The sequence below is a fragment of the Streptomyces sp. NPDC051104 genome (genome assembly GCF_040682835.1).
Classification (GTDB): Bacteria; Actinomycetota; Actinomycetes; order Streptomycetales; family Streptomycetaceae; genus Streptomyces; species Streptomyces cynarae.
Map to the genome: position 1 here is coordinate 67,635 of NZ_JBFBBS010000024.1, position 24,352 is coordinate 91,986.

Consider the following 24,352-nt stretch of genomic DNA (forward strand, 5'->3'; position numbering starts at 1 on the left):
ACCTTTCATGACCAACCTGGCCATCGCGGCGAACGGACTGCGCAAGTCCTACGGCGACAAGGTCGTGCTCGACGGCGTCGACCTGGCCGTTCCCGAAGGAACGATCTTCTCCCTGCTCGGCCCGAACGGCGCCGGCAAGACCACCGCCGTGAAGATCCTCTCCACCCTGATCAGCGCTGATGCCGGCGTGATCCACGTCGGTGGCCATGACCTGGCCGCCGCCCCCCAGGCGGTCCGCGCCGCTATCGGCGTCACCGGGCAGTTCTCCGCCCTCGACGGCCTGATCACCGGCGAGGAGAACATGCTCCTCATGGCGGACCTGCACCACCTCTCCCGCCGCGAGGGCCGGCGCACCGCCGCCGAGCTGCTGGAGCGCTTCGGCCTCACCGAGGCGGCGAAGAAGCCCGCCTCCACCTACTCCGGCGGCATGAAGCGCCGCCTGGACATCGCCATGACCCTGGTCGGCAACCCGCGGATCATCTTCCTCGACGAGCCGACCACCGGTCTCGACCCGCGCTCCCGCCACAACATGTGGCAGATCATCCGCGAGCTCGTCTCCGACGGCGTCACCGTCTTTCTCACGACGCAGTACCTGGAGGAGGCGGACGAACTCGCCGACCGTATCGCCGTGCTCAACGACGGGAAGATCGCCGCCGAGGGCACCGCCGAGGAGCTGAAGCGGCTCATCCCCGGCGGACACGTGCGGCTGCGCTTCGCCGACCCGGCCGCGTACCAGAGCGCCGTCCTCGCCCTGCGCGAGGTCACCCGGGACGACGAGGCACTGGCGCTGCAGCTCCCCAGCGACGGCAGCCAGCGCGAGCTGCGCTCCATCCTCGACTGGCTGGAATCGGCCGGCATCGAGGCGGACGAGCTGACCGTGCACACCCCCGACCTCGACGACGTGTTCTTCGCCCTGACGGGCGGCGCCGACGTTCCCAATCAGCCCAAGGAGACCGTCCGATGAGCTCCCTGTCCCTGGCCGTGCGCGACTCGTCCACGATGCTGCGCCGCAACCTGCTGCACGCCCGGCGCTACCCGTCCCTCACCCTGAACCTGCTGCTCACCCCGGTCATGCTGCTGCTGTTGTTCGTCTACATCTTCGGCGACACCATGAGCGCGGGCATCGGTGGCGGCGGCGCCGACCGCTCCGCATACATCGCCTACCTCGTGCCGGGCCTGTTGCTGATGACCATCGGCAGCACCACGATCGGCACCGCGGTGTCCGTCTCCAACGACATGACCGAGGGCATCATCGCCCGATTCCGCACGATGGCGATCCACCGCGGGTCCGTGCTCGTCGGGCACGTCGTCGGCAGCGTGCTGCAGTCGATCATCAGTGTGGTCCTCGTGGGGGCCGTCGCCGTGGCCATCGGCTTCCGGTCCACGAACGCCACGGCCCTGGAGTGGATCGCGGCGTTCGGGCTGCTCACGCTGTTCGCCCTGGCGCTCACCTGGATCGCGGTCGGGATGGGCATGGTCAGCCCGAACGCCGAGGCCGCCAGCAACAACGCGATGCCGCTGATCTTCCTGCCGCTCATCTCCAGCACCTTCGTACCGGTCGACGCGATGCCGGGCTGGTTCCAGCCGATCGCCGAGTACCAGCCGTTCACACCGGCCATCGAGACCCTGCGCGGCCTGCTGCTCGGCAGCGAGATCGGCCACAACGGGTGGCTCGCGATCGCCTGGTGCCTGGCGCTGACGGTCCTCGGCTACCTGTGGTCGAAGTCGGTGTTCAACCGCGACCCGAAGTAGCCGACACGAGCACGCGGGCCGCCTCCCGCAGCCCGATCCCGCCGAGGGCGGCGTACACCGACACCGCGTCGGCGTACGCCGCCCCATCCGCGTTCTCGGCCATCCGCCGGGCCTGCGGTCTCCGCACCCGGCGCCGCAGCTCCCCGACCGAAGGAACTGCGCCTCCTGCCGGTGGGCCCCCGCCGGAACGGGGGGTTGTCCCCAGTGCGGGCAGACTCCCGCTTCCTTACCGTTGTGCGCATGACCGGAATGGACGCGCGCGACGCCGACCTGAAGAAGGAACTCGACGCCACCCTGCAGGCCCGCAGGGAACTGGGCGAGGAGTACGAGTCGGCACTGGTCGAATCCTTCCTGGAGAAGGTCGACCAGCGCATCGACGGCGCGATCGACCGCCGGGTGCGGCGGCAGCTGGCCGAGCAGCGCATGGTCGTGGCGCGCGGCGCGCGGTCGCCCCGGGCGACGGACTCCTGGGGCGAGCGCTTCGGCTTCGGCATCGTGTCGCTGGTGGTGGCGATCCCGCTCTCGGCGATCGGCGGCTCCTTCGGGGGCATGTCCGGCCTGGTGGCCGCCTGGTTCGGCATCGTCGGCGTCAACGCGGTCCAGGCCGCCCGCACCAACCCGGGCCTCTTCGGCCGCCGCCGCAAGTCCCCACAGGACGCCGAGTGGGAAGACTGACCCTGCCCGGATTCCGACCCCGCCCGGATTCTGACGATCCCCAGTCGAACGAAAAAACGACGGCCACCGCAACCATCAATTGAGAAACCACGACGGCGAGCACCAGGTTCGCGAGAGCGGCGCCGACTCAGGCGCAAGAACTCGCCGGTTCAGGCGCAACGAGCTGCGCGCGGGGACCGCCGCACCCCCGTTGCCGGGGGGCGGGACGACGGCGGTCCCCGCGGGGGACGCGGGCCGGATCAGGGCCGGGCTTGCGCGTCCGTGGCGTCCATGGAGGTCCGGGAGCCGCTCCGGAGGTCCTTGGCGCCGTTCGCTGCCGACCGGGGCGGGGAGCCGCTCCCGCCGCCTGCCGACACCCACCAATGTGCCGGACCCGTGTTAAGCGGGTGCTGCGCGGACGTGACGCGCTCGTACCACTTCCGAGAAGCGGCTCTTCCCGCCCGTCACCGGAAGTTCCCCGGCGACACGCCCGGTTCGCCGGACGTTTGCTACTGCTTTCCCCCCTTGGCCAGGAACGCCAGCAGGTCCTGCCGGCTGACCACCCCGGTCGGCTTGCCCTCGACCAGGACGATCGCCGCGTCGGCCGCACCGAGCACCGACATCAGGTCCGCGACCGGCTCACCGGAGCCGACCTGCGGCAGCGGCGGGGACATGTGCTTCTCCAGCGGGTCGTCCAGGGAGGCGTGCTTGGCGAACAGGGCAGTCAGCAGCTCGCGTTCGACGACGGACCCCACGACCTCGGCGGCCATCACGTCCGGGTGGCCCGCGCCCGGCTTGACGATCGGCATCTGCGAGACGCCGTACTCACGCAGCACCTCGATGGCCTGCCCGACGGTTTCGTCGGGGTGCATGTGGACGAGGGAGGGGATGGCGCCCTCCTTGTCCTTGAGCACGTCGCCGACGCGCGCGCTCGGGCCCGTGTCCTCGAGGAAGCCGTAGTCGGCCATCCACTCGTCGTTGAAGATCTTGCTCAGGTAGCCGCGCCCGCTGTCGGGCAGGAGCACCACCACGACGTCGTCCGGACCGAGCCGCTCGGCGACCCGCAGGGCGGCGACGACGGCCATGCCGCAGGAGCCGCCCACCAGCAGGCCCTCCTCCCGGGCCAGCCGCCGGGTCATCTGGAAGGAGTCCTTGTCGGAGACGGCGACGATCTCGTCGGCGACGGTGGGGTCGTACGCGGTCGGCCAGAAGTCCTCACCGACGCCCTCCACCAGGTACGGGCGTCCCGAGCCGCCGGAGTACACCGAGCCCTCGGGGTCGGCGCCGATGACCTTGACCCGGCCGTCGCTGACGTCCTTCAGGTAGCGGCCGGTACCGGAGATGGTGCCGCCGGTGCCGACGCCGGTGACGAAGTGAGTGATCTTCCCCTCCGTCTGCTCCCACAGCTCGGGGCCGGTGGAGTGGTAGTGCGACAGGGGGTTGTTGGGGTTGGAGTACTGGTCGGGCTTCCAGGCGCCGGGCGTCTCACGGACGAGCCGGTCGGAGACGTTGTAGTAGGAGTCGGGGTGTTCCGGGGCCACCGCCGTCGGGCACACGACCACCTCGGCGCCGTACGCGCGCAGCACGTTGATCTTGTCGGTGGAGACCTTGTCCGGGCAGACGAAGATGCACTTGTAGCCCTTCTGCTGGGCCACGATCGCAAGGCCGACGCCCGTGTTGCCGCTGGTCGGCTCCACGATCGTGCCGCCCGGCTTCAGCTCGCCGCTCTGCTCGGCCGCCTCGATCATGCGCAGGGCGATGCGATCCTTGACGGAACCGCCGGGGTTGAAGTACTCGACCTTCGCGAGAACGGTCGCCTTGATGCCGGCGGTCACGCGGTTGAGCCTGACCAGCGGGGTGTTGCCGACCAGGCTGATCATCGAGTCGTGGAATTGCACCGTTGTCTCCGGTTGCTGCACAGGAAGTGGTCGTGATGGTTCCGCCAGCGTAAGCGCTCGTACCGCCCGGGCGGGTGCGCTGAGCCGACGAGCCCTCGGCGGGGGCCGTCCCGGGCGTTCACGCGTCGTTGAGATTGGTCGACGGGGCGTACGGGGCAAGCAGTGGGTGTACGGCTACGAGGAGGTGGCGGCGACGCATGTCGAGCATGTCGAGGGCGAGAGTGGCCCGGCGCATCGCGGCGGGCGCGGCGTACGGCGGCGGCGGTATCGGCCTGGTCGGAGCGGCCGCCGTCGGGCTGCTGGTCGCCGAGGTGCAGCTGGCCAAGCGCCATGTGGGCAACGGACACAGCCCGCATCCACCGAGCGCGGACGGCCTGTACGGACGTGGCTACAGCGCCCTCGGCGAACCACCGCTGAGGCTGGTGATGCTCGGCGACTCCACCGCCGCGGGGCAGGGCGTGCACCGCTCCCGCCAGACGCCTGGGGCGCTGCTGGCGTCGGGGCTGGCGGCGGTGGCGGAACGGCCGGTGGAGCTGCGCGTCGTGGCCCTTCCCGGGGCGCAGTCGGACGACCTGGACCGTCAGGTGGCACTGACGCTCGCGGTCCAGGACCGGATTCCCGACATCTGCGTCATCATGATCGGCGCGAACGACGTGACGCACCGGATGCCGCCGACGCGGTCGGTGCGGTATCTGTCGGCGGCGGTGCGGCGCCTGCGCACGGCGGGCGCGGAGGTCGTCGTCGGCACGTGTCCCGACCTGGGCACGATCGAGCCGGTGCAGCAGCCGCTGCGGTGGCTGGCCCGCCGGGCCTCCCGGCAGCTGGCCGCGGCCCAGACGATCGGGGTGGTGGAGCAGGGGGGCCGTACGGTCTCGCTGGGCGACCTGCTGGGCCCCGAGTTCGAGGCGAACCCTCGTGAACTGTTCGGCCCCGACAACTACCACCCCTCGGCGGAGGGATACGCCACGGCGGCGATGGCGGTCCTGCCGACGGTGTGCGCCGCGCTCGGCCTGTGGCCGGCGGAGGAGGAGCGCCCGGACGCGTCCCGCCGCGAGGGCTTCCTGCCGGTGGCCCGGGCCGCGGCGGAGGCCGCGGACGAGGCGGGCACGGAGGTCACGGCCGCGATGCCGACGGGCCCGCGGGGGCCGTGGGCCCTGCTCAAGCGCCGCCGTCGCCGCCGCCTGCCGACCCCGGAGGCGGCCCCGACCACGGCCCCGGAACCATCCGTATAACGCCGGGGGCGATTCCTCGCCCCCGCCGCCCCTACCCGTCCCACCTCCAGGGGCTCCGCCCCTTCAACCCCGTCAGGCGCTCCGCCCCTGGGACCCCGGCGGGGACCGCGTCCCCCGCACCCCGCGCGGGGCTCCGCCCCCGCACCCCGGCGGGGACTCCGCCCCTTGCACCCCTCGCGGGGTCCCCCAACTGGGGCCGCGCCCCGGAAGGGGCGCGGGGAACTGCGCGACCAGCCACACACAGCCCGCAGCCCCCCACCCACGCCACCCCTCCCGACTCGCGAGCGGCGCCGCCCCGCGACGTTCCGCCCGTCCGGCGGTCGGCGGCCGGTGGACCTGGCCGCAGGCGGGAGCGGGGCCCCGGGGCGCAGCCCCAGCGAACGGCGCACCCACCCCACCGGCACCGTTTCCGGCCGAACCGCCGGAGGCCCAAGCAAGCGCTTAGAAAATTGCGGCCCGAGTCACACGCCCATGCCCGTGACCTCCACCGTACGTACGGGTAACTTCCCTCACAGCCCTGCTCACCCTCGCGCAATGGAGCCGTGATGCCCGAAGCCGTCATCGTCTCGACCGCCCGTTCCCCGATCGGCCGTGCCTTCAAGGGCTCCCTGAAGGACCTCCGCCCGGACGACCTCACCGCCACGATCATCCAGGCCGCCCTCGACAAGGTCCCCGCCCTGGACCCGAAGGACATCGACGACCTGATGCTCGGCTGCGGCCTCCCCGGCGGCGAGCAGGGCCACAACCTCGGCCGTATCGTCGCCGTACAGATGGGGATGGATCACCTCCCCGGCTGCACCGTCACCCGGTACTGTTCCTCCTCCCTCCAGACCTCCCGCATGGCCCTGCACGCCATCAAGGCCGGCGAGGGCGACGTCTTCATCTCCGCGGGCGTCGAGACGGTCAGCCGCAGCGTCAAGGGCACCTCCGACGGCCTCCCCGACACCCGCAACCCGCTCTTCGCCGAGGCCGAGGCCCGTACCGCCGCCGTCGCCGAGTCCGAGGGCGCCGACTGGCACGACCCGCGCGAGGACGGCCTGCTCCCCGACCCGTACATCGCGATGGGCCAGACCGCCGAGAACCTCGCCCGGCTGAAGGGCGTCACCCGCGAGGAGATGGACGAGTTCGGCGTCCGCTCGCAGAACCTCGCCGAGCAGGCCATCGCCAAGGGCTTCTGGGAGCGCGAGATCACCCCGGTGACCCTCCCGGACGGCACGGTCGTCAGCAAGGACGACGGGCCGCGGCCCGGGGTGACCCTGGAGGCCGTCTCCGGCCTCAAGCCCGTCTTCCGGCCCGACGGCCGTGTCACCGCCGGCAACTGCTGCCCCCTCAACGACGGCGCCGCCGCCCTGGTCATCATGAGCGACACCAAGGCCCGGGAGCTGGGGCTCACACCGCTCGCCCGGATCGTGTCCACCGGCGTCTCCGGGCTGTCGCCGGAGATCATGGGCTACGGTCCCGTCGAGGCCAGCAAGCAGGCCCTGCAGCGCGCCGGCCTCACCATCGACGACATCGACCTCGTCGAGATCAACGAGGCCTTCGCCGCCCAGGTGATCCCGTCCTACCGCGACCTGAACATCCCGCTGGAGAAGCTGAACGTCAACGGCGGCGCCATCGCCGTCGGCCACCCCTTCGGCATGACCGGCGCCCGCATCACCACCACCCTGATCAACTCTCTCCAGTGGCACGACAAGCAGTTCGGCCTGGAGACGATGTGCGTCGGCGGCGGCCAGGGCATGGCCATGGTCATCGAGCGCCTCAGCTGACCTCCGCCCGCGCCACCCGCGCGACGGCCCGGAGCTCCGCCGCTCCCAGGATCCGGCAGAGCTTCGGGCCGATTTGTAACCCAATCTCCCCCAGGATGTGACCTATCTCCCTCTGAACGGGATTCCCGCAGGTCACAGCGGTTCCTCTGGTAAACATTGAGGGCAACCTCATGTCCGTTTCGTGACGTTACGCACTGACAGCTGGTTAGTCCACCCTTCAAGCTGATGTAGGAAGTCGGGGGCCGACCTTGAACCAGGAGTACGTCAGTGAGCGCCATGCCGATAGCTCTGCTGCTCACCACCGCCGCGACCGCGGGCGTGGGCGTCGCCGTCCTGTGCAGCGTGCGGGCGCTGCACCGGCAGGTCGCGGCCCTGCACGCCGAACTCGCCGAGAGCCGCGCCGTGCAGGCACGCGGGCTGGTGCCCGCCGCCCGCACCGCCGCCGACGCGGAGGAGATACGCGCCGCCGTGGCCGAGGCGCTCGCGGAGGAGCGGGAGCGCGAGCTGGCCGAGGCGCGCGCCTTCTGGGCCGCCCAGGAGGCCCGGGACATCGCCGACGCCCCGACCCTGTTCGGCCTGCCCGAGAGCGAGCTGTTCCTGCCCCGTCCCGCGGACTTCGCGGGCCTGGCGCACGACAGCCTGGAACCGGTGACCGAGGCCGGCGCCGACGAGACCGAGTTCCCCGGGGACTCCCCCGAACTGGCCGCCGCCCGCCGCCGCCATCCCTCGCACCCCGACTTCGTCCCGACCCCCTCCCCCGTCACGGGCGACCACGAGCGCACGGTCGCGTGCCTGGAGAAGCTGGCCGACGCCGGCATCGAACTCGCCGACGTCCGCCCGGGCCCGCTGGGCACCCTGGACGTGTACGTCTTCGCGGACGGTACGACGCTGTGCATGACCCCGGGCCACCGCGAGACCGCGGAGCGCCTGGCCGCGGCCCTGACCGCCGGCCACACCCCGGTCCTGCTCGGCGGCTCGGGCGTCTCGGGCGCCTACGCCCTCACGTTCGCGTGCGGCGAGGAGACCGTCTACGTCCTCGCGGACCGCGTCATCGCGTCCCTGTAGTCACGCCACCACGACATCACGCCGTCACGCCGTGACAGCACGGGGCCGCGCCGGGGAGCGGGAATCGGCCGTCCCACCCCGGCGCGTTCCAGCGCCTCCTCGATCCCGGCGCGTGGTGGCGCCTCCTCACACCCCGGCGCGTTTCTGCGCCTCCTCCACCAGCGCCACGGCCTCGGCGAGTTCCTTCTTGTCCCGCAGGACGATGGCCAGATCGTGCCCGGCGACCGTGATCTGGTCGGCGGCCGCGAACATGCCCGCGTCCGGCATCTCCCGCGGCTCGGCCGAAGGGTCCTCCAGAAGCTGGGCGCGACGCGCCAACTCCCTGGCGAGGGCGAGCGCCTTGGCCGCCGCGCCCCGTTGCAGCCGGCTCTGCGGAGCGGCCCGCAACCGGTCGGCGAAGTGATCCACGGCCCGGGTCAAAGGCGTCGTATCAAGCACGCGGCGAGCGTACGCGTCGCGGCAGCACTGTTGCCAACAGGCGAACGCTCAGGCACGGTGACCTGAAGGACCGGCTTCATCGAGTGCGTCCGGAGGCGCCGATGTCCCAAGTCTTCTCCGAGGAGACCCATCGCAACCTGCTCGCCCGCATCCCCCACTGCACCGGTCGTGAAGTGTCCGACTGGCTGCGAACCGTCGACGAAGGCCCCTCTCTCTGCTTCGAGGAGAAGGTCAGCTGGCTCCGGCACGAGCACAATCTCGCGTACGGCCACGCCAAAGCGATCATCCACGAGTACGACCTGAGGAGGGCCGCGCGCAAACTCATGTGAGCCGCGCACACTGAAGAGGCCCGTGAACCACGGTTCACGGGCCCTTCAAAACGCCGGGAGCGCCGGGAGCGCCGACGACGACTAGTCGTTGCTACTGAAGATCGCGACGAGCCGCAGCATCTCCACGTAGATCCACACGAGGGTCATGGTCAGGCCGAACGCCGCCAGCCAGGCCTCCTCGCGCGGCGCCCCGTACGCGATCCCGTCCTCGATCTGCTTGAAGTCGAGCGTCAGGAAGAACGCGCCGAGCAGGATCGCGATGACACCGACCAGCACGCCCAGCGGGCCCATGCTGCGCAGCCCGCCGTCCGGCGCGACGCCGAACGCGACCAGCAGCAGGTTGACCGCCATGGTCAGGACGAAGGCGATGGCGATGGCCATGCCGATCCGGGCGTACCGCGCGGTGACGCGGATCCAGCCCGCCTTGTAGACGAGCAGGGTCGCGCCCGAGACCGCCATCGTGCCGAGCACGGCCTGGAACGGTGCGCCGTGCCACTGCGCGTTGTACATCTCGCTGATGACACCGAGGAAGACGCCCTCGAAGGCGGCGTACCCCAGGATCAGCGCGGGCGACGGCGTGCGCTTGAAGGACTGCACCATCGCCAGGACGAACGCGACCAGCGCGGAACCGAACGCGAGGCCGAAGCTGGTGGACGAGACCGGCAGCAGCGCCCAGGCGAGAATCGCGCCGACGGCGACCGTGCCGAGCGTCATCCCCGAGCGCATGACGACGTCGTCCATCGTCATCCGGCCGGGGGCGGCCGGGGCCTGCGGCGGGGCGCCGTACTGCGTCTGCTGTCCGTACGGGTTCTGCGCGTAGGGGTTCTGCGCGTAGGGGTTGCCGCCCGCGTAAGGGTTCTGCGCGTACGGGTTGCCCTGCGTGCCGACGGGGGCTCCCCCGGCCTGCGGCGCGGTGTTGAAGCCCGCGTAGCCGTTGTCGCGGCTGAACCCCCGTCGCGAGAAGACCGGGTTGCTGCTCCTCATTTCACTCCTCCATGACCACCCTGCGTGGCCTTGGCTCAAGAGTAATAGACAGGCAAAGAATTGGCCGTACTGCTTGAGGAGGATCTTCCCCTCCTCATCGCACGCAACACGCTACGCGCTGGTGTGATTCCCGGCGAGGATCCGTCCCACCCATGACGAAGCCGGTACAGAGTCGAGACCGGCCACTGATCATCCGGGCGAGCGACCAAGGCCTTCTTCGCCTGGACGGGTGACGCCACTCGCCCGGACGGGTGACGCCACCCACGTCACCCATGACGTCCACCCGCAGACGTCACCTCAAAGACCCACCCGCAGGCGTCATCCCCGGACGTCACCCCAGCGGGAAGCCCGTGTACCCGTCGGCGAGGTCGGTCTCGGCGGCGCGCGAAGTGGTGAGCCGTTCCAGCCGGGCCAGTTGGATGCGGTCCTCGAACGGCGTGGCGTCCGGGGCGCGGTGCAGCAGCGTGGTCATCTCGTACGAGAACCGCTCGGCCTGCCAGACACGGCGCAGACAGGTCTCGGAGTAGGCGTCGAGCAGTTCGCCGGAGCCCGTCTCCTGCTGGTGCGTCAGCGCCCGCGCGAAGGTGACGACGTCGCCGACGGCGAGATTGAGCCCCTTGGCGCCGGTGGGCGGCACGATGTGGGCGGCGTCCCCGGCGAGGAAGAGCCGGCCGTGGCGCATCGGCTCGTGGACGTAACTGCGCATCGGTGTGACCGACTTGGAGGTGATGGGACCCCGGGCGAGTGTCCAGCCGTCGGCGGTCTCGAAGCGGCGCTCCAGCTCGTCCCAGATCTCCTCGTCGGCCCACTCCTCGGCGTCCGTGCCCTCCGGCACCTGGAGGTAGAGCCTGGAGACGAAGGATTCGATGGGGAGCGAAGCGACTTCCTTGGAAGGGTGGTGGCGGGTGGCGGGCGGGCGCATGCTCAGCAGGGCGAAGCCGCGGTCGTGGCGGGCGTAGACGAGTTCGTCGTGCGAGGGTGCGACATCGGCGAGGATGCCGAGCCAGCCGAATGGGTACGTACGTTCGAAGACACGGGACAGTCCGGCGGGAACCGCCTTACGGGACACGCCCCAGAAGCCGTCACACCCGACGACGTACTCGCACTCCAGGACGTCCTCGCTCCCCTCCTGCCGGAAGCGCACCCGCGGGCTGTCGCCGTCGGCGCCCTCGACGGCCAGCGCCTCGGCCTCGAACAGCAGCGGGCCGCCCTCCTTGAGCTGGAGCGCGATGAGGTCCTTGCAGACCTCGGTCTGCGCGTACACCATCACGGAGCGGCCGCCGGTGAGCACGGGGAAGTCGACGCGGTGGCGGCGGCGCGCGAAACGCAGCTCGATCCCGTCGTGCCGCAGCCCCTCACGGTCCATCCGCTCGCCCGCCCCGGCGGCCCGCAGCACGTCGACGGATCCCTGCTCCAGGATCCCCGCCCGCTGGCGCCGCTCGACATAGGCCCGGTCGCGGGCCTCCAGCACGACGGAGTCGACGCCGGCGTTGTGCAGCAGCCGCGCGAGCAGCAGCCCGGCGGGCCCCGCTCCGATGATGCCGACGGTGGTACGCATCCCGACGCCCCTTCGCGCTCGTACGATCCCCGGCCGCCGCCGAGTCCGGTCTCAGTCCTGCCGTGCGGTTGTCCGAGTTGTTCGCAGAGTGAAGGCTATTTCACCAACTCGGAGAGAGAGTCTCCGGCCGCACGGCCCTCCTGTCAACGACTGCTCCTTGTCTTCCTTCCCTTGTCCGCGGCATAGCGGCGTGCGCGTCGACCACGCCCGCCGCTACAGCAGGGAGCACACGGCGGCGGTCGCGCGCCGGCGCAGCGCGCTGCCCCACACCCGGGCTCAAGCCGTTCGGCTCATCAGCGGTGGTGGGCCGCGCCGACCGTGCCCAAGGTGGAGCTGGCGGGGCGTGAGCAGGGAGCGACGGCCGGGAGGACGCGCGTGGTACTCGATGAGGTGCAGCTGCTCAAGGCTGGAGAGCAGCGGCTCGAGGACATCTTCCGTACGAGTCCGCCCGGCGAGATCCCGAGGGGTCCGCTGGAGGGCACGGCGATTCTGCCCTGGGCCGGATCGGCGGGAGCCCGGTTCCTCGCCGTGTTCGTGAGCCTCGGCCTGTGGCGGGGCAAGGTTTTCAGTCCGGACGGCCATCTGAGCAACCGGTTCACGCCGCTGGACGTGCTCGCCTTCATCGCGAAGGTCTCAGTGGGGCGGAGCCGGCTGGACGGCAAGGACTGCATCGTCGTCGACTACTCGCGGACGTCCCTGCTGGCCATGGGCCTACGCGATGAGGTGCGCCAGGTGGCCCCGAACCTGTACCTGAGCCTCGTCTGGCTGTTCGGCCACAAGGTCGGCTGGTTCTCGCTGCGGTTGCCGGGAGCGGAGACCACGAAGCCCGCGACCCACCTTGACGAAACGTACCTCTGACGCCACGCCCCTGAGTGCCAACCGCCCGCACAGCCGACGCCCGGCCCCGCGACGGCCCTCATCCCGCCTGGTGCGGTCCAGCACAAGCCGTTCGGCCCCCACCACTCGCCGTCGATCCGCTCGCCGACCGAAGGGCGACCAGCGGGTTACTGATCAGGGAAGTGCCCGGAGCCGGACTCGAACCCTTACGGGTGCAGCCCCTGACCTGCGACGATTCCCTGACCTGCATTTTCCGTCCCGCCTCGGCCCGCCTCATCCCGTCTCGACCCGTCACATCGCGCCCCAGACGGTGATGCGTGCTCCCGTGGGAGCGCAGTGCGGGAGCAGCGGCAACGGGGGATGCGTGCTCCCGTGGGAGCTGTACGGGAGCACCGGCAGATGCTCTGGCGTCTCGACGCCGGTTCCGCTTCGACTTTTCATGCGGCGGCCTCGTGCCGTTTCATCCGGTCGTCGGCGACTCTGCGGGTTCGGTCGCGTGGGTCGCTGCTGTGTCCGGCGCGGGAGCGTCGAGGGCGTCGTGCAGGTCGTGGGCAGCGCAGGGTCAGGCGGGTGGGTTGTCGGGGGTGTAGCTGACGGTGTAGGTCGTGGTGTACTCCTCCACTGGTACGCCCATCTGTGCGGCGTACTCGGCCCGGGCCTGCCGGTCGGCGTCAGTGAGCTCCGGGTGCACGCCGGGCGCCTGGGGTGCGCGCCAGAGTTGGACCAGGTGGCGCTCCCCACGGTCACCGATGCCTGGTTCGGAATTGTCTACGTGGCAGTACAGGCGCATGCGCACCCACTCCTCGTCATTGGCGGAGCGCGGGACCTCAAGGGGCGGTTCCTGGTCGGGCCAGGGGTCCCAGAAGTCGCTCTGCCGGATGACGGCGAGACATAGAACAGGGAAGTCGGCACGCAGGCTGATCTCTTCCGCTGCCTCCCAGCCTCCGCCGGCCTGCGGCGCTGGCGGTCCGTCGTGGACCTGAATGGTCATCTGCATGGGGCCTGTGTCGGTGGTGGGCAGCACCACAGCGTTGGTGTCGGTGGCTGGACCGCATCGCCAGCCGAAGGGCATTTCCTTCGGCCATTCGTAGTCGTCGTCGAATCCGATGAGGTAGCCATTCTCTCCGAGGTTGACGGTGAACGTCGCTTCACGGACCAGCATGGGGCAAGCCTCCTTCAGCGGAGAAGGGGTGTCCCCTGCCCCTATCAAGCGGGGCAGGGGACACCCCTGACTGGTGGCGAGTGTATCGACGCTCAGACGATCACGTAGAACGGGTCGCCGTCCATGACGTGCATCTTGTTGCGCCATGCGGTGATGGTGCCCCCCTGGGTGCGATTCTCCTGGACGTTGACCCAGGTGATCTCCCGCTGGTTCGCGGGCAGGTAGGTGCCGCCTTCATAGGTTGAGGCGAACGGGTATTCGTCGCAGGAGGTACGGCCGGCGCTCTGCATGTCCGGCGGGACAGGCACGGAGCAGACGGCCTTGCGGTTCTTGTCCTCCTGCGTCGGGTTGATCATCCAGTGCAGGGGTTGGCCGCCGTTGGGATCCCCGTAGTGGCCGCCGTTGGCGCGCAACTTGCGGATCCCGTCGTTGATGTAGGGGATCCCGACCATGCTCACTGCGGTGGGAGCTTCTGGAATGGCGCATCCGGACCGGCTGGCGCGGGCGCTGCCGTAGTAGTTGTCGCACCGGTAGACGGCTGAGTCGTAAGAGACACTGCCGGGGATAATGCCCGGTTTGGTGAAGGTGTACGTGTAGTGCGTCTTCGCCTTGGGGTTGACGGTCCCCTTGGGGATAGCGGCGGTCGTGTAGTCAATGCTGCCGTTGGCAGGTCCGCTGTCGAGGATGTGACCCTGCGAGAAGTGGACAGTGGCCTTGGTGCCGCCGCCGGAGGTAGCGGCGATGTTGACGTGGACGTCTTTGCCTTCGCGGGTGACTCGTGCCTTGGAGACGGTGAACGTCTCCGACCAGTTCGCGGAGTTCGCCAGCAGGGTCATTTGGTGCTTGACGTCGTAGTCGATGGTGCCCACGACGGTGGGCGCGCCGTTGACTTCCTTCATGACGTCGACGTGGACGGCGACCCATTCACACTCGCTGTACCGATTGACCATGATCTGGTTGATGGTGCAGGTGGCATCGGACGCTGAATCAGTGAGTCCGTGCACTTGGGGCTGGGCCGACTTGATGGTGACGCGCAGGTCTTCGGTGCCGGGCTGATCGGCCAGAGCGGTCGGCGTAGCCGCTCCGAAGAGTCCGAGTGCTACAGCCCCCGTTGTGAGTAGCGCTTTCAATTGCAACTTGTACCCCCTGTGTTGAAACGCAGTCGGCAGGGTGGCGGTCAACTCAACGCTGCCTCTGTCGCGTTGGGGGCATACAAGCACGCCCTTCACGCAGGATGCATCTCGATTTGATCAGTTTCGGTCAAGGTGAGCTGTAGTGTGAAAGTCGAGTAAGGGTCGTGACCAGCAGGCCCAGCCCCACGTCACGGAAGGCGCCCGCGACATCCAGGCCGCCGTGTTCGGCCTGGAACTGCCGGGCGGGGCACCGGCCTTGGACGTCGTGGGTGTCGCTCACTACTTCCTCCGTGCTGCGCGCTGTACGACGCGCCGGGTGGCCCGGTTCGGGCGGGGCTCGTCGGGGCTTGTGGTCGACCGGGGACGTGGTGGGCAGGTCGCGGTCAACGAACACGGGTGTCGCCGCTGGCGCGAGAGCGCGCCAAAAATATGCGCCGAAGCGCATACAGAAAGCCTTTACCGGCCGTATAACACAGTGAGCCCGGCGGCATCTGTCGCCGCCGGGCTCACCTGCGGTCCCTGCCCAACTTTGCGGAGTATGGACGCGACCGCTCCGCCGCACTCGCTAGAGCGCGGCAGCCTGACCGTCTGCCAGGGCCTTGTGGCCGAAACAGAGATGTCATTTAACCCTGAAGTGACCACCGTGACTAGATGAATGCGTGCAACTCCCGTTAGTCACCCGAACGAGGGACGCCGTTTCTGGCCACAGGCGGTCACATTCGGTCAGCGCTCCTACGTGCCTGACTCCAGAGTAAGGAAGGCCCGCAGCTCAGCGGCGTGCCCGGTCATGTCGACCTTCCAACTGACCGGCTCCTCGCTCGCAATGTCGTACCACGCACGTGCGGCGGCGGCCGAAAATGCACGGATGGCGGCGGGGTTGCCTTCGCGCCATGACCGCACTCTGCGTACGTAGTCCACGGCCTGCTTCGAGGTGTGGCCGGCCTCCAGCAGCCGCAGCGCCAGCATGTACGGGTCGATCCACCCGGCGCCGCGTGTGGCCCACGCCCAGTGGACGAGGTGCGCCCGGCCGTCGGCGATCAGGACGTTGTCCGGCGCCCAGTCCATGCGCAGCAGGGCGTTACCAGCGAACAGTCGCCTTTGCCCGTCGTCGGCGTACTGGCCCCACCGGTCCGGGACAGTCTGCAAGTCGGCAATGAGGGGCGCCTGGATGCCCTGCAGCTCCTCCATGGCGGCGAGCACCAGGCGCAGGTCCTCGGGCGCCTTGTAGTCGGCTTGGCGGCCCTGAATGGCCTCGTAGCCGAGCAGCGTCCACCCGCCTACTTCCACGTGCCAGACCAGACGCGGACACGACGCGGGCAGATACGGGTTGAGCCTCACCTCCAGCTGCTGGGCGTGGGCTTCGGGCTGGTCGAGCGGGGTGCCCTTGACCAGGTAGGTCCCTGACTGTGTGTGGAGGACGGCGGCGAGAGCAGAGAGGCCGTCGCTGCTCCTCGTCTGGGTCGACCGGATAGGCCCGGTCAAGTTGGCGACCGCCTGGCGGACGGTGTCCGGCAGCTGAGCGAAGTCGATACGAAGCATGGCACCCGGTGATTCCTCGGTGAGCGATGGGTCTGGCACGGCGCTGCCCCGGCTCGCTGGGCCGGGGCAGTAAAGCGGGAAAGAGGGTCAAGTCCCTGGTCTCCCTTTGGAATCGGGTGGGGGGTGGCTGCTCTAGATTCCTAGACACCGCCGACTTTCGCCACAAACCGGGCGTTCGCACCGGATTCCTGGAATCCGGCGTTCGCGTCGGGGTGCTACAGCAGCCGCGGCAGGAGCTGAGCGATGCTCCAGACGGCGAGCCCGACGAGGCCGGCCACGTAGATGACGGCGAACCGGGCCAGGCGCGGGTGCCGGCGGCGAAGAAGTCGCCAAGCCTCTCGGCCGTTCCGGCCGTCGACCTGGGCGCGAACACCCAGCCCGGTGAAGCTGACCGAGACCATGGAGACAGGCTGCTTCGGGACGTGATTCGGTCGTGGTTGCATGGCATTCCCTTCTGGTGGAGCTGTAGCGGACACGGGGAACTGACGGTCAGTGACCGCCTCGGGGTCCGGTTGGCGTTCGAGGAAGTGCTGCCGGATCCGGGCTTCGGCTACAGCAAGGCAGCGGGCGCAGAGGTAGATGGGGGCGTGCTGGCCGCACCACTGGGCAGGTCCGACCCAGATCACCGGGACGCCACTGCTGTCGCAGCGCCAGCACTCGCCCGATATCCATGCCTGCGTCACGGCTGTCCGTGGGCGATCCGTACGCCGAGCCAGATGGCGATCGCCAGGAGGACGAGCACGTAGATGATCTGCGCCGTCGGGGTAGCGAACCTCCGGGACTGATCCGAGTCGGCGGCAGGCTCGTCGCCCGGGGGCACATCAGCCCAGACCCGCTTACCCCAGGGCAGGCGCTCAGCTCCCCAGGCGTGCGAGAGCGCATCGACCAGCGCCAGGCCCCGGCCGCCGACGTCGTCGGCGGCCGCGGTGCACATCACCGGCAGCGTCCGGCTCTTGTCGATCACCGCTACCCGGACGCGTCCGCCGTCGAGGCGCTGCAGCTTCAACCGGAATTCCCCATGGCGGGCGTGCCGCACGGCGTTGGAGGCCAGCTCGGAGACGACCAGCTCGGCCGCGTCCACCGCCTCCGGTAGCTTCCAGTCGGTCAAGGTTTCGCGGACCAGATGACGACAGGTTGGCACCGATGCGGACACTCGCGGCAGGCTGGTCGACAGCACCGATTCATCACCGGGCGCCATCAGGAAGCGGCGACGCGGGCGGGGACCTCGTCTCAACGTGTCAGTCACCGGACGCCCCCCGGTCGGAAGCGCCCTGCTGCCGAAGGTAGACGGCGGTGAGCGTACGGCAGCACAGAGCGAGGTCTTCGGCCTGCAAGGCGGCCTCCCGGTCGCCGGGCGGCAGTTCGGCCGCGAGGTTCTTCCTTATGCGGCCGATGAGCCACTTCGTGGTCTCCTGGCCGGCCGAGTCCTCTTCCGTCTCGGTGCCCGCCTCGACCTCGCGGACCAGGTCCTCGACGTACACCTGCAGCTCCGCGACGGCCGGCTCCAGCTTCGCCCTAGGCGGCACCAAGCCGGGCATCCCCCGGGTCAGGTCCAGGATCTCTTCTTGCGCCTTGCGCATACCGTCGAGGTCGACGGCCGTCTTCCTGGGCGGCTCGTGGTCCGGGTTCGGGAACTCGCGCGCCACCGCGAACCGGCCGTGCAGGACGAGCTGGGAGACCGCCGCGCCACTGCCAAGATTTCCGGGCTGGGAGATGGGCACCGCCCAGTACGAGCTGGTGCGGCCCGGATACCCGATGAGGTCGGGTCGGGGCACGCCCAGTTCGTACCCCTTGCCCAGGCACTCCGTCCCGGGAACTCTCCAGTCCTTGACCGTGCTCGGGTCGCACAGGACGTAGAGCCGACGCCCGTGGGTGCAGCGGATGACCGGCGCCCCGAGCAGGGCGTCGGCGAGGTAGGCGTCCAGTTCGTTGGGCAGCGTGAACTCCCCTGCCGCGGCCTCCACTACGTCCAGCGGCACGCGGATCGCGGTGAACAGGCTCCCGCACTGCAGGACGGTCATGCCGTCCGACTCCCATTCGCGGCGGGCTGTCTCAGCGTCCTGGAGAGCGGCCGACGACAGCCACTCCGCGACCGCCTCGCTCGGCGGGTCGAGCAGCCGGTACGTCACTGCGCCACCTCCGCCGGGGCGTTGACGTAGTTGAAGCACTGCCGCAGGACCTCGCCGACGTCCTCGCCGTGCATCAGCTTGCGGGGGTCGCCGGTGGCCTCGATCCATGGCGGCGTGTCCCACCGCACGCCGTTGCTCGGCGGCAGCGCCACCCAGCCGTCCTCACCGGACCGCAACTCGACGTCGGCGTGGACGAGGCAGTACCGGCCCGTGGCAGGGAGGACCAGGAGCACGGTCGTGTCGCCCTGCATGAGGCAGGGGACGCCGGTTCGGCCGTCCAGCAGGACCATGGCGTGCAGGCCGATGGCGCGCGGCAGGACCACGGCGTCGAAGTGGGTGGTGGCGGCGATGAGCGACGCTCCCGGCGACGTCTCCAGGGCGCCGGCCAGAGAATCCATCTGCAGCAGCGGCGACGGGCTCACTGAGGGGTGCGCGCCGGGATTCCCGCAGTCGTTCTTGCCGCACGTACAGCCCTGCCGGGGCCTGAAACGGTGCCCGAGTCGTAACGGCCACTCCAGCGCGAGGTACGCGCGTCCGGCAGCGCTCGGGTCACGGGTGTTGATCGGCTCCATCGCCGATACCCCCTGGTGATCACTCAAATGCGGTCAGTGACCCATCCAGCGTTGCGTGCACGCACGGCGACGCCCCCTAGTTTTTCTAGGGGGCGCTTATGCAGGGGGAGTTCACGCCGGTCAGCTGACGAGTTCCATGTTCCGGATCAGCCCCGACAGGGCGGACGCCTGCGACGGCACGCCGACCCGCGCCAGGTCGCCGACGAGCGCACGAGACATCGGGTCGGCGTACACGTAGTACGGGGCTGCGGCGGCGGCCTCGCGCAGCTTCACCACGGCTGAGGCGTGACGGCCCATCCGATGCATCGCGCGCGCCTTGTCGATCGCGAAGTGCGTCCGACGCTCCTTGGACGGCACCTCGTTGATGTCGGCGCCAGGCACCTTCTTCAAGCCGGTGTCGGGCTGGTCGACCTCCACACCGGCCTCGGCCGCGTGCACCGCCACGGTGCCTCGCCCGAACACGGTCTGCTGCTCGACGTCGTACCAGGACGGCCCGAGCCGGTTGGCGTCCTCGAGCGCGGCGTCGATCCGCGCCCAGGCGTCGGCCTTCCGGTTGCCGCGCGCGTTGGCGATGGCCGCCCGAAGGTGCAACGCTCCGCGCAGCGACACCGCCTTGTCGTCGGCCTGGGCACCGGTCGCGTACGGCTCCAGGTCGCGCAGCGCGGCGTCCGCCACGGCCACGGTCTCGTTCAGGCTCGCCTGGTGCAGCAGAGCGCCGCACCGGTCCCAGGCCACCGCACCCTTGACGATCGGGTCGTCCAGCTGCGTCGCCGCGCCGGCTGCGACTTCGGCCGCCACCCATGCCAGGTCTGGGTATCCCAGCTGGTTCAGGCACATCCGGGCGGTGCGGGCGGCATCGGCCAGGAGCCGCAGCGCCTCTTCCCGGTCGGAGCCTTCTGCGACGAGCAGTGCCGTGTTCAGGTCCTCGACCATCACGGGCAGTATCCGCGCGACCTTCGGCAGGTCGGCTGCCTGCCGCGCGGTGTTGGCCTGCACCGACCGCTCGCGAAGGGTGGTCAGGTCGACCGGCGCGCCCTGCGGGGCGAGACCCGGATGGCCGGACAGGATCAGGCCCGCCCGGCGCATACCGGTGCGCAGGGCGGGGACGTGGGCGTGCGCGAGGGAACCGCCAGCGCTCTGCAGCCGGTAGGGCTGGCCGAGGAGCCAGACAACATCGACGTCGCACTGGTCGGCGATCGCGCTGATGACGGAGTATCGGTCGAGCGGCTGACGGCCCGACTCAACGTTTTGCACCCATGCTTCCGTGCGGCCCAGGAAGTCAGCCAGCTGAACCTGGGTCATACCCGCCGCATTGCGGGCGATCCGGACGCGAGTGCCGATGTGCTCGTCGCTACTTAGGGGCATACTGGTGCTCCGTTCTGACCTAGACACTCAGAACGCTACTCCGAACGGCGCCCCTGCCGCTGCCCCGAGCGCGGTAGGGGCGCTGTTCTATCAGCCCACGGGTGCCTGGACGTTGACGCCCTGCTGGCGGACGTTCGGCCCCCACTTCGCGGCGACGACGGCGAAGCAGTCACGGCAGAGAGGGTTCGCGCCCGAGCCGTACCGCTTGCACTTTTCGGAGCACCGGGCGCACAGGCCCTCTTCCCCTCCACCGCACACGGGCGACGGGTAGTTCCCCAGCTCAATGCCGGTGGGCGCGCTCATGTCGGTGTCCGTTCTCTCGCTCCGCAGCTCTCGAACAGAATAGAACGGGCTGTGCAGGTTCGATGTCAGTGCCGCACCGTACTGTGGAGGTATGCCCCGCCCTGACCGGCCTCACGGCCAGGTGACGCCTGCGGTAAAGCAGGTGAACGACCGTATCCGCAGCCTTATGGACGAGCCCGCCAGCGAGCAGCGCGCCGAGACCTACCGGTCTCTGTTGGAGCTGTGGGCGGAGGTGTCGAGAGACGACATGATCAAGGCCGCCTGATCCCAAACGCGAGCGTGCCCCACCCGAAGTCGGGTGGGACACGGACTCACCGAGTAGGGCAGCACCTACATTGGACGCTCCGAGCCTAGCGGCGCCCTCCGACATCGGCCCCGACCAGCGAGGACGCCATCTTGAGCGCGGGCAGCCGCGGCGGCCGCGTGTTCCACACCCGCGCGAACTCGGCGAAGGCGAATGCCGCTGGCATGCGCGCGGCTGTCTCGGCACAATCCCGGCAGGAGATCGGCCCGTCGTCGCGTCCGCGCGTGCACACCCGCTGGCCGTCGTGGAGCGAATGCCGGTTCCACGGGTGCCGACACACCGGGCACGGCTCGGCGTACGCGACGCGGCGGATCTGGCTCGCCGCACGCTCCGGGTTCGGGTACGGGCGGCGGTTGGCTCTCGTGTACGGCCTCACGGTGTCCTCCAGTCTGTCCGCGCGGGCGGCTCCTGGCCCGCGTGCGCCTCGGCGAAGTGACGGCGGATCGCCTCCTCGATCCGCCGCTTCCGCTCGTCCTCGCGCGCCGTCGCGTGCTCGCTCAAGATGCGAGAGCACTCGGCGCCGTCGGCAGTCACCGGAATCGGCGGCAGCTCGAACGGCTCGGCGGCCGGCCACTCCTCGTGGGACCAACCGCAGTTCAGCGCACACGGGAACCGCAGCAGTCCGGCCCTGGGGTGGTGCAGCGGATACGGGGAGACGAACGGCGGGATGATGGTCGGCTCCGGCGGCGGCGCCTCTGCGGCTGCGCGCCGGGCCGCCTCAAGCTCGGCGAGCTGTTCGGCGAGACTCGGCTTCGGCAGGGAGGCAAGCAGGGCGTCGAGGTCCTGCAGATCGGACACGATGCTCCTCGATGGAAGCGGCCCCGCTGACGGGGGTCTGCAGCGGGGCCTAAATGGCAGTGTGGCAGCAGCTCTCAGGGGGTGGGCAGGATTCCGACGTTTCGCATCGACCCGAGGACCGGGCCGATGCCCTGGGTCAGCTCCTGCATGCGGCGCACGACCTCCGTCATGACCTCCGCGTCGGGAGCGCCGAGCCGCGCGGTCGCGAGCTGCACCAGGTCCTCGTTCGGGAGCTGCCGCAGCCAGGCCGCGCGCCGCTGCTCGGGCGGCACCTGGTTGAGTTCGAGCAGCCGCGCCGCCGCGGCGACCACGGTCTCCTCCCCGGCCTTCGTCAGGTCGATCAGCCACGCGCCGTCAGCTCCGGACGACACGGCGGCCATGTCCTGCTGCGTCAGGTGAAGGGTCGTCATCAGGCACCTTCCGTTTCGAGCGGCGGCAAAGGATGCCACAAACGGGAACGCCCGCCCCCGGAGCTAGGGGGGGCGTTCGATCAGTGGCCGGGCGGATGGCCCGGCGGCGGAGACGACTGGCCGTCCGGCGGCACCTCGGCCGGGTCGGCGCAGTCCGGATCGGGGTCCGGGCACAGGCGGGCCAGCCGCTGGTTCGCCAGGTCTACCGCGTCCCGGAGGCTGCCGCCGCTGTTCGGGTACAGCTCGTGCTCGACGCGGCTGAGCCGGTTTTCGATGCCGGCGACACGTTCCATGACGCCGGGCCGGGACGGAACGCCGGGACGCCCCTCTTCGCCGTACCAGTCGTCGAAGAACTGGGTGGCCCGGCCCCCGAGGTGAGTGGAAGCCCGGACGATCCTCCACGCGACGGTGCCCACTCCTCCGAGGACGGAGATCGCCCCTCCCCAGACGAGTGCGGCGTCGAGGGCGGGGATGCCGGTTGCTTCCATCGTCCTGCTAGACCTTCCTGGAGAGGCTGGCGGAGTTCGGGTCACCGAAGGCGCGGGCGACCATGCCCTTCACGAGGGCCATGGCCGCGCCGATCCCGGCGCCGCCGGCGGCGTACCACATGCTCGCGTCGGTGGCCTCGGCCGGGACGAAGGCGGCGACGAAGCCGTAGGCAGCGGACGTGACGACCCGCTCGAACAGGTCCTTGGCGTACGTCTCGGCGGTGCGCAGGATCTGGCCGCCGTCAGGCAGTTGGAAGCTGTTGGACATGGTCCGGTCGCCTTTCAGGAGTGGAGGAGCTGCCAGGTCAGCGGGCCTGGGTAGCCGTCGGGGTCGCCCCGCAGTTCGGCCTTGGACCGCTGGAAGTCGGCCACGTTCAGGCGGGTGTACTCGGTGAACACCGCCCCGCGCTGGTAGCCGTTGCCGTCGTTGTGCCGCGTCCAGCCCTTTCGGATCAGGCAGTCGTCCAACTCCAGCACGGCCGGGTTCGCCTTGCCGAGTACGAACGCGGACGCGCCCGGGAACGGCGGGATCACCGGGTCGTGCTTCTCGGGGACGTGGAGCTTCTGCCCCGGGTAGATCGTGTACGGCGGCCAGATCCCGTTGACCTGGGCGAGGTCGCGCCAGTCGACGTTCAGGCGGCTGGCGATCGCCGACAGGGTGTCGTGCTCGCGCACCGTGTAGACGTCATCCGGGTCCGGGTCGCTGGGGCTCGAGGGCCGCGGTGCCCCGTGCTGCACCCACGCGTACAGTGCATCGCCAGGGCAGTCGGTCGGGTAGCCGTCGCGGTGGCCGCCGATCCAGTCGCCGGCATCGCCGCTGCGCCGCAGCCACTCGATCGCGTCCCGAAGCCCGTTCAGCATCGCGTCGGTCGGCTTTGTCAGGCCGTCGCCGAGCAGGGCGCACACGGCGTAGTCACGCCGGTTGAGCTCCTGGTTGCCGTTCGCGCCGCACCTCTTGTGCAGGCCGCGCCCCTCGAACACCGCGCCGTGCTCGCACACGAGCGCCGTGTACGCGATGTCGACGTAGTTTTCCTTGGTGTTGGCCAGGTGTGAGGCGCGGATGGAACGCACGTAGTCGTCACACAGGGAGTGCGTGCGGCTGGTGTACGGCGTCCCCAAGTAGTGAATCTTCACGCCGTGTGCGGACGCCAGGTAGGCGGCCGGAGAGGAAGCTGGAGCGCCCCAGTCCTCGCGAGGAATGAACTTCACCGGTGCCTCCGGGCAAGCTCGCTCAAGATGAGCGCCCGGCCCAGAACCAGCGGCTACAGCAGGAGTCTAGCCCCCGGCGTCCGACAAGGCCGAGGCGTCGGCCGACAGGGCAGCTCCGAGGTAGCCGGACAGGCTCCGGGCTGTGGCCTCGGAGAGACCGGCCTTGAGGAGGTCGCTGAACGCCGCCAGTTGCTGGGCGGTCTCGTCCGCGCGCAGCTGCGCCAGGCGCGCGTCCTGGAGCGCCGTCATCTGTGTCAGGAGCGCCTGATACTCGACTTGAGTGACTAGCCTGCCGGGCCGGGAGAGAACGGGCGGCTTGTCGCCGGTCACGGTGATCTCGCCGAGTGCCCCGTCCTCGTAAACCGCCCAGTGCGTCGTGGGCTTCGGGGCGGGCTCGTCGTCGGCATCGCCTGGCAACGGAAGAGCA

At 70.0% G+C, this 24,352-nt stretch carries 30 protein-coding genes; 9 read left to right on the top strand and 21 right to left on the bottom strand.

The window, feature by feature from the left end; genetic code table 11:
• The first annotated feature begins 7 nt into the window (after positions 1-7).
• Positions 8-964: an ATP-binding cassette domain-containing protein gene (locus tag AB0N14_RS27195; protein WP_366028326.1), complete on the top strand. Its 957-nt coding sequence runs from the start codon at positions 8-10 to the stop codon at positions 962-964.
• Positions 961-1,752 (top strand): ABC transporter permease, encoded by a 792-nt coding sequence (locus tag AB0N14_RS27200; protein ID WP_366028327.1) that lies wholly within the window; start codon positions 961-963, stop codon positions 1,750-1,752. Before AB0N14_RS27195 ends, AB0N14_RS27200 begins: the two co-directional genes overlap by 4 nt.
• Here AB0N14_RS27200 and AB0N14_RS27205 read toward each other — a convergent pair.
• On the bottom strand, positions 1,733-1,855 hold the full coding sequence (locus tag AB0N14_RS27205; RefSeq protein ID WP_366028328.1) for a hypothetical protein: 123 nt from the start codon (positions 1,853-1,855) through the stop codon (positions 1,733-1,735). The two genes, AB0N14_RS27200 and AB0N14_RS27205, sit on opposite strands and share 20 nt — an antisense overlap.
• 146 nt (positions 1,856-2,001) lie before the next feature.
• Between AB0N14_RS27205 and AB0N14_RS27210 the strand changes: the two genes are divergently transcribed.
• Entirely contained in the window at positions 2,002-2,427 is a 426-nt protein-coding gene (locus tag AB0N14_RS27210; RefSeq protein WP_366028374.1) for a hypothetical protein, read from the top strand.
• 488 nt (positions 2,428-2,915) lie between these two features.
• On the opposite strand, the gene AB0N14_RS27215 is transcribed toward AB0N14_RS27210, so the two are convergent.
• Positions 2,916-4,304, bottom strand: a complete 1,389-nt coding sequence (locus AB0N14_RS27215) for a cystathionine beta-synthase (protein ID WP_366028329.1) — start codon at positions 4,302-4,304, stop codon at positions 2,916-2,918.
• 197 nt (positions 4,305-4,501) lie between these two features.
• Between AB0N14_RS27215 and AB0N14_RS27220 the strand changes: the two genes are divergently transcribed.
• The 3 genes from AB0N14_RS27220 (at position 4,502) to AB0N14_RS27230 (ending at position 8,367) form a co-directional block, all read left to right on the top strand.
• A complete protein-coding gene (locus AB0N14_RS27220) occupies positions 4,502-5,536 on the top strand; it encodes an SGNH/GDSL hydrolase family protein (protein ID WP_366028330.1) in 1,035 nt (344 codons plus the stop codon).
• A gap of 545 nt (positions 5,537-6,081) precedes the next feature.
• Positions 6,082-7,302, top strand: a complete 1,221-nt coding sequence (locus AB0N14_RS27225) for an acetyl-CoA C-acetyltransferase (protein WP_366028331.1) — start codon at positions 6,082-6,084, stop codon at positions 7,300-7,302.
• Positions 7,303-7,569: 267 nt separating this feature from the next.
• On the top strand, positions 7,570-8,367 hold the full coding sequence (locus AB0N14_RS27230) for a hypothetical protein (protein WP_366028332.1): 798 nt from the start codon (positions 7,570-7,572) through the stop codon (positions 8,365-8,367).
• A gap of 126 nt (positions 8,368-8,493) precedes the next feature.
• On the opposite strand, the gene AB0N14_RS27235 is transcribed toward AB0N14_RS27230, so the two are convergent.
• Positions 8,494-8,805 carry a hypothetical protein gene (locus AB0N14_RS27235; protein ID WP_366028333.1) on the bottom strand — a complete coding sequence of 104 codons (312 nt, stop codon included), beginning with the start codon at positions 8,803-8,805 and terminating at the stop codon, positions 8,494-8,496.
• 101 nt (positions 8,806-8,906) lie between these two features.
• Between AB0N14_RS27235 and AB0N14_RS27240 the strand changes: the two genes are divergently transcribed.
• Positions 8,907-9,134 carry a DUF4287 domain-containing protein gene (locus tag AB0N14_RS27240; RefSeq protein ID WP_366028334.1) on the top strand — a complete coding sequence of 76 codons (228 nt, stop codon included), beginning with the start codon at positions 8,907-8,909 and terminating at the stop codon, positions 9,132-9,134.
• Between the two features lie 81 nt (positions 9,135-9,215).
• Here the strand turns inward: AB0N14_RS27240 and AB0N14_RS27245 are convergent, their stop codons facing one another.
• Together AB0N14_RS27245 and AB0N14_RS27250 are read right to left on the bottom strand one after the other, a co-directional pair.
• Positions 9,216-10,118, bottom strand: a complete 903-nt coding sequence (locus AB0N14_RS27245; protein ID WP_366028335.1) for a Bax inhibitor-1/YccA family protein — start codon at positions 10,116-10,118, stop codon at positions 9,216-9,218.
• Positions 10,119-10,449: 331 nt separating this feature from the next.
• Positions 10,450-11,676, bottom strand: coding sequence for a 4-hydroxybenzoate 3-monooxygenase (locus tag AB0N14_RS27250; protein ID WP_366028336.1), 1,227 nt, complete (start codon positions 11,674-11,676; stop codon positions 10,450-10,452).
• Between the two features lie 375 nt (positions 11,677-12,051).
• Between AB0N14_RS27250 and AB0N14_RS27255 the strand changes: the two genes are divergently transcribed.
• On the top strand, positions 12,052-12,534 hold the full coding sequence (locus AB0N14_RS27255) for a hypothetical protein (RefSeq protein WP_366028337.1): 483 nt from the start codon (positions 12,052-12,054) through the stop codon (positions 12,532-12,534).
• Positions 12,535-13,075: 541 nt separating this feature from the next.
• On the opposite strand, the gene AB0N14_RS27260 is transcribed toward AB0N14_RS27255, so the two are convergent.
• The 10 genes from AB0N14_RS27260 to AB0N14_RS27305 form a co-directional block, all read right to left on the bottom strand.
• On the bottom strand, positions 13,076-13,675 hold the full coding sequence (locus tag AB0N14_RS27260; RefSeq protein ID WP_366028338.1) for a hypothetical protein: 600 nt from the start codon (positions 13,673-13,675) through the stop codon (positions 13,076-13,078).
• A 92-nt stretch (positions 13,676-13,767) separates the two neighbouring features.
• Positions 13,768-14,856, bottom strand: a complete 1,089-nt coding sequence (locus AB0N14_RS27265; protein WP_366028339.1) for a NucA/NucB deoxyribonuclease domain-containing protein — start codon at positions 14,854-14,856, stop codon at positions 13,768-13,770.
• 79 nt (positions 14,857-14,935) lie between these two features.
• The gene (locus tag AB0N14_RS27270; protein ID WP_366028340.1) at positions 14,936-15,088 is read right to left on the bottom strand and encodes a hypothetical protein; all 153 of its coding nucleotides are present in this window, start codon (positions 15,086-15,088) and stop codon (positions 14,936-14,938) included.
• A gap of 452 nt (positions 15,089-15,540) precedes the next feature.
• A complete protein-coding gene (locus tag AB0N14_RS27275; protein ID WP_366028341.1) occupies positions 15,541-16,347 on the bottom strand; it encodes an aminoglycoside phosphotransferase in 807 nt (268 codons plus the stop codon).
• Between the two features lie 215 nt (positions 16,348-16,562).
• On the bottom strand, positions 16,563-16,748 hold the full coding sequence (locus AB0N14_RS27280; protein WP_366028342.1) for a hypothetical protein: 186 nt from the start codon (positions 16,746-16,748) through the stop codon (positions 16,563-16,565).
• Between the two features lie 278 nt (positions 16,749-17,026).
• Positions 17,027-17,545 (bottom strand): ATP-binding protein, encoded by a 519-nt coding sequence (locus tag AB0N14_RS27285; RefSeq protein ID WP_366028343.1) that lies wholly within the window; start codon positions 17,543-17,545, stop codon positions 17,027-17,029.
• Positions 17,546-17,585: 40 nt separating this feature from the next.
• The gene (locus tag AB0N14_RS27290) at positions 17,586-18,476 is read right to left on the bottom strand and encodes a DUF6415 family natural product biosynthesis protein (protein WP_366028345.1); all 891 of its coding nucleotides are present in this window, start codon (positions 18,474-18,476) and stop codon (positions 17,586-17,588) included.
• Positions 18,473-18,874 carry a hypothetical protein gene (locus AB0N14_RS27295; protein ID WP_366028346.1) on the bottom strand — a complete coding sequence of 134 codons (402 nt, stop codon included), beginning with the start codon at positions 18,872-18,874 and terminating at the stop codon, positions 18,473-18,475. The genes AB0N14_RS27290 and AB0N14_RS27295 overlap by 4 nt, the downstream gene beginning before the upstream one ends.
• 294 nt (positions 18,875-19,168) lie before the next feature.
• Positions 19,169-20,413, bottom strand: coding sequence for a helix-turn-helix transcriptional regulator (locus tag AB0N14_RS27300; protein ID WP_366028347.1), 1,245 nt, complete (start codon positions 20,411-20,413; stop codon positions 19,169-19,171).
• 90 nt (positions 20,414-20,503) lie between these two features.
• Entirely contained in the window at positions 20,504-20,716 is a 213-nt protein-coding gene (locus AB0N14_RS27305) for a hypothetical protein (protein ID WP_366028348.1), read from the bottom strand.
• A gap of 142 nt (positions 20,717-20,858) precedes the next feature.
• Between AB0N14_RS27305 and AB0N14_RS27310 the strand changes: the two genes are divergently transcribed.
• Positions 20,859-20,981 (top strand): hypothetical protein, encoded by a 123-nt coding sequence (locus AB0N14_RS27310; protein ID WP_366028349.1) that lies wholly within the window; start codon positions 20,859-20,861, stop codon positions 20,979-20,981.
• A gap of 411 nt (positions 20,982-21,392) precedes the next feature.
• Here the strand turns inward: AB0N14_RS27310 and AB0N14_RS27315 are convergent, their stop codons facing one another.
• The 6 genes from AB0N14_RS27315 to AB0N14_RS27340 form a co-directional block, all read right to left on the bottom strand.
• On the bottom strand, positions 21,393-21,818 hold the full coding sequence (locus AB0N14_RS27315) for a hypothetical protein (protein WP_366028350.1): 426 nt from the start codon (positions 21,816-21,818) through the stop codon (positions 21,393-21,395).
• A gap of 74 nt (positions 21,819-21,892) precedes the next feature.
• Entirely contained in the window at positions 21,893-22,228 is a 336-nt protein-coding gene (locus AB0N14_RS27320) for a hypothetical protein (RefSeq protein ID WP_366028351.1), read from the bottom strand.
• 80 nt (positions 22,229-22,308) lie between these two features.
• The gene (locus tag AB0N14_RS27325) at positions 22,309-22,716 is read right to left on the bottom strand and encodes a hypothetical protein (RefSeq protein WP_366028352.1); all 408 of its coding nucleotides are present in this window, start codon (positions 22,714-22,716) and stop codon (positions 22,309-22,311) included.
• A gap of 7 nt (positions 22,717-22,723) precedes the next feature.
• Positions 22,724-22,984 (bottom strand): hypothetical protein, encoded by a 261-nt coding sequence (locus tag AB0N14_RS27330; protein ID WP_366028353.1) that lies wholly within the window; start codon positions 22,982-22,984, stop codon positions 22,724-22,726.
• A gap of 14 nt (positions 22,985-22,998) precedes the next feature.
• Positions 22,999-23,925, bottom strand: coding sequence for a peptidoglycan-binding protein (locus tag AB0N14_RS27335; RefSeq protein WP_366028354.1), 927 nt, complete (start codon positions 23,923-23,925; stop codon positions 22,999-23,001).
• 66 nt (positions 23,926-23,991) lie between these two features.
• Positions 23,992-24,342: a hypothetical protein gene (locus AB0N14_RS27340; protein ID WP_366028355.1), complete on the bottom strand. Its 351-nt coding sequence runs from the start codon at positions 24,340-24,342 to the stop codon at positions 23,992-23,994.
• Between the last annotated feature and the right edge of the window lie 10 nt (positions 24,343-24,352).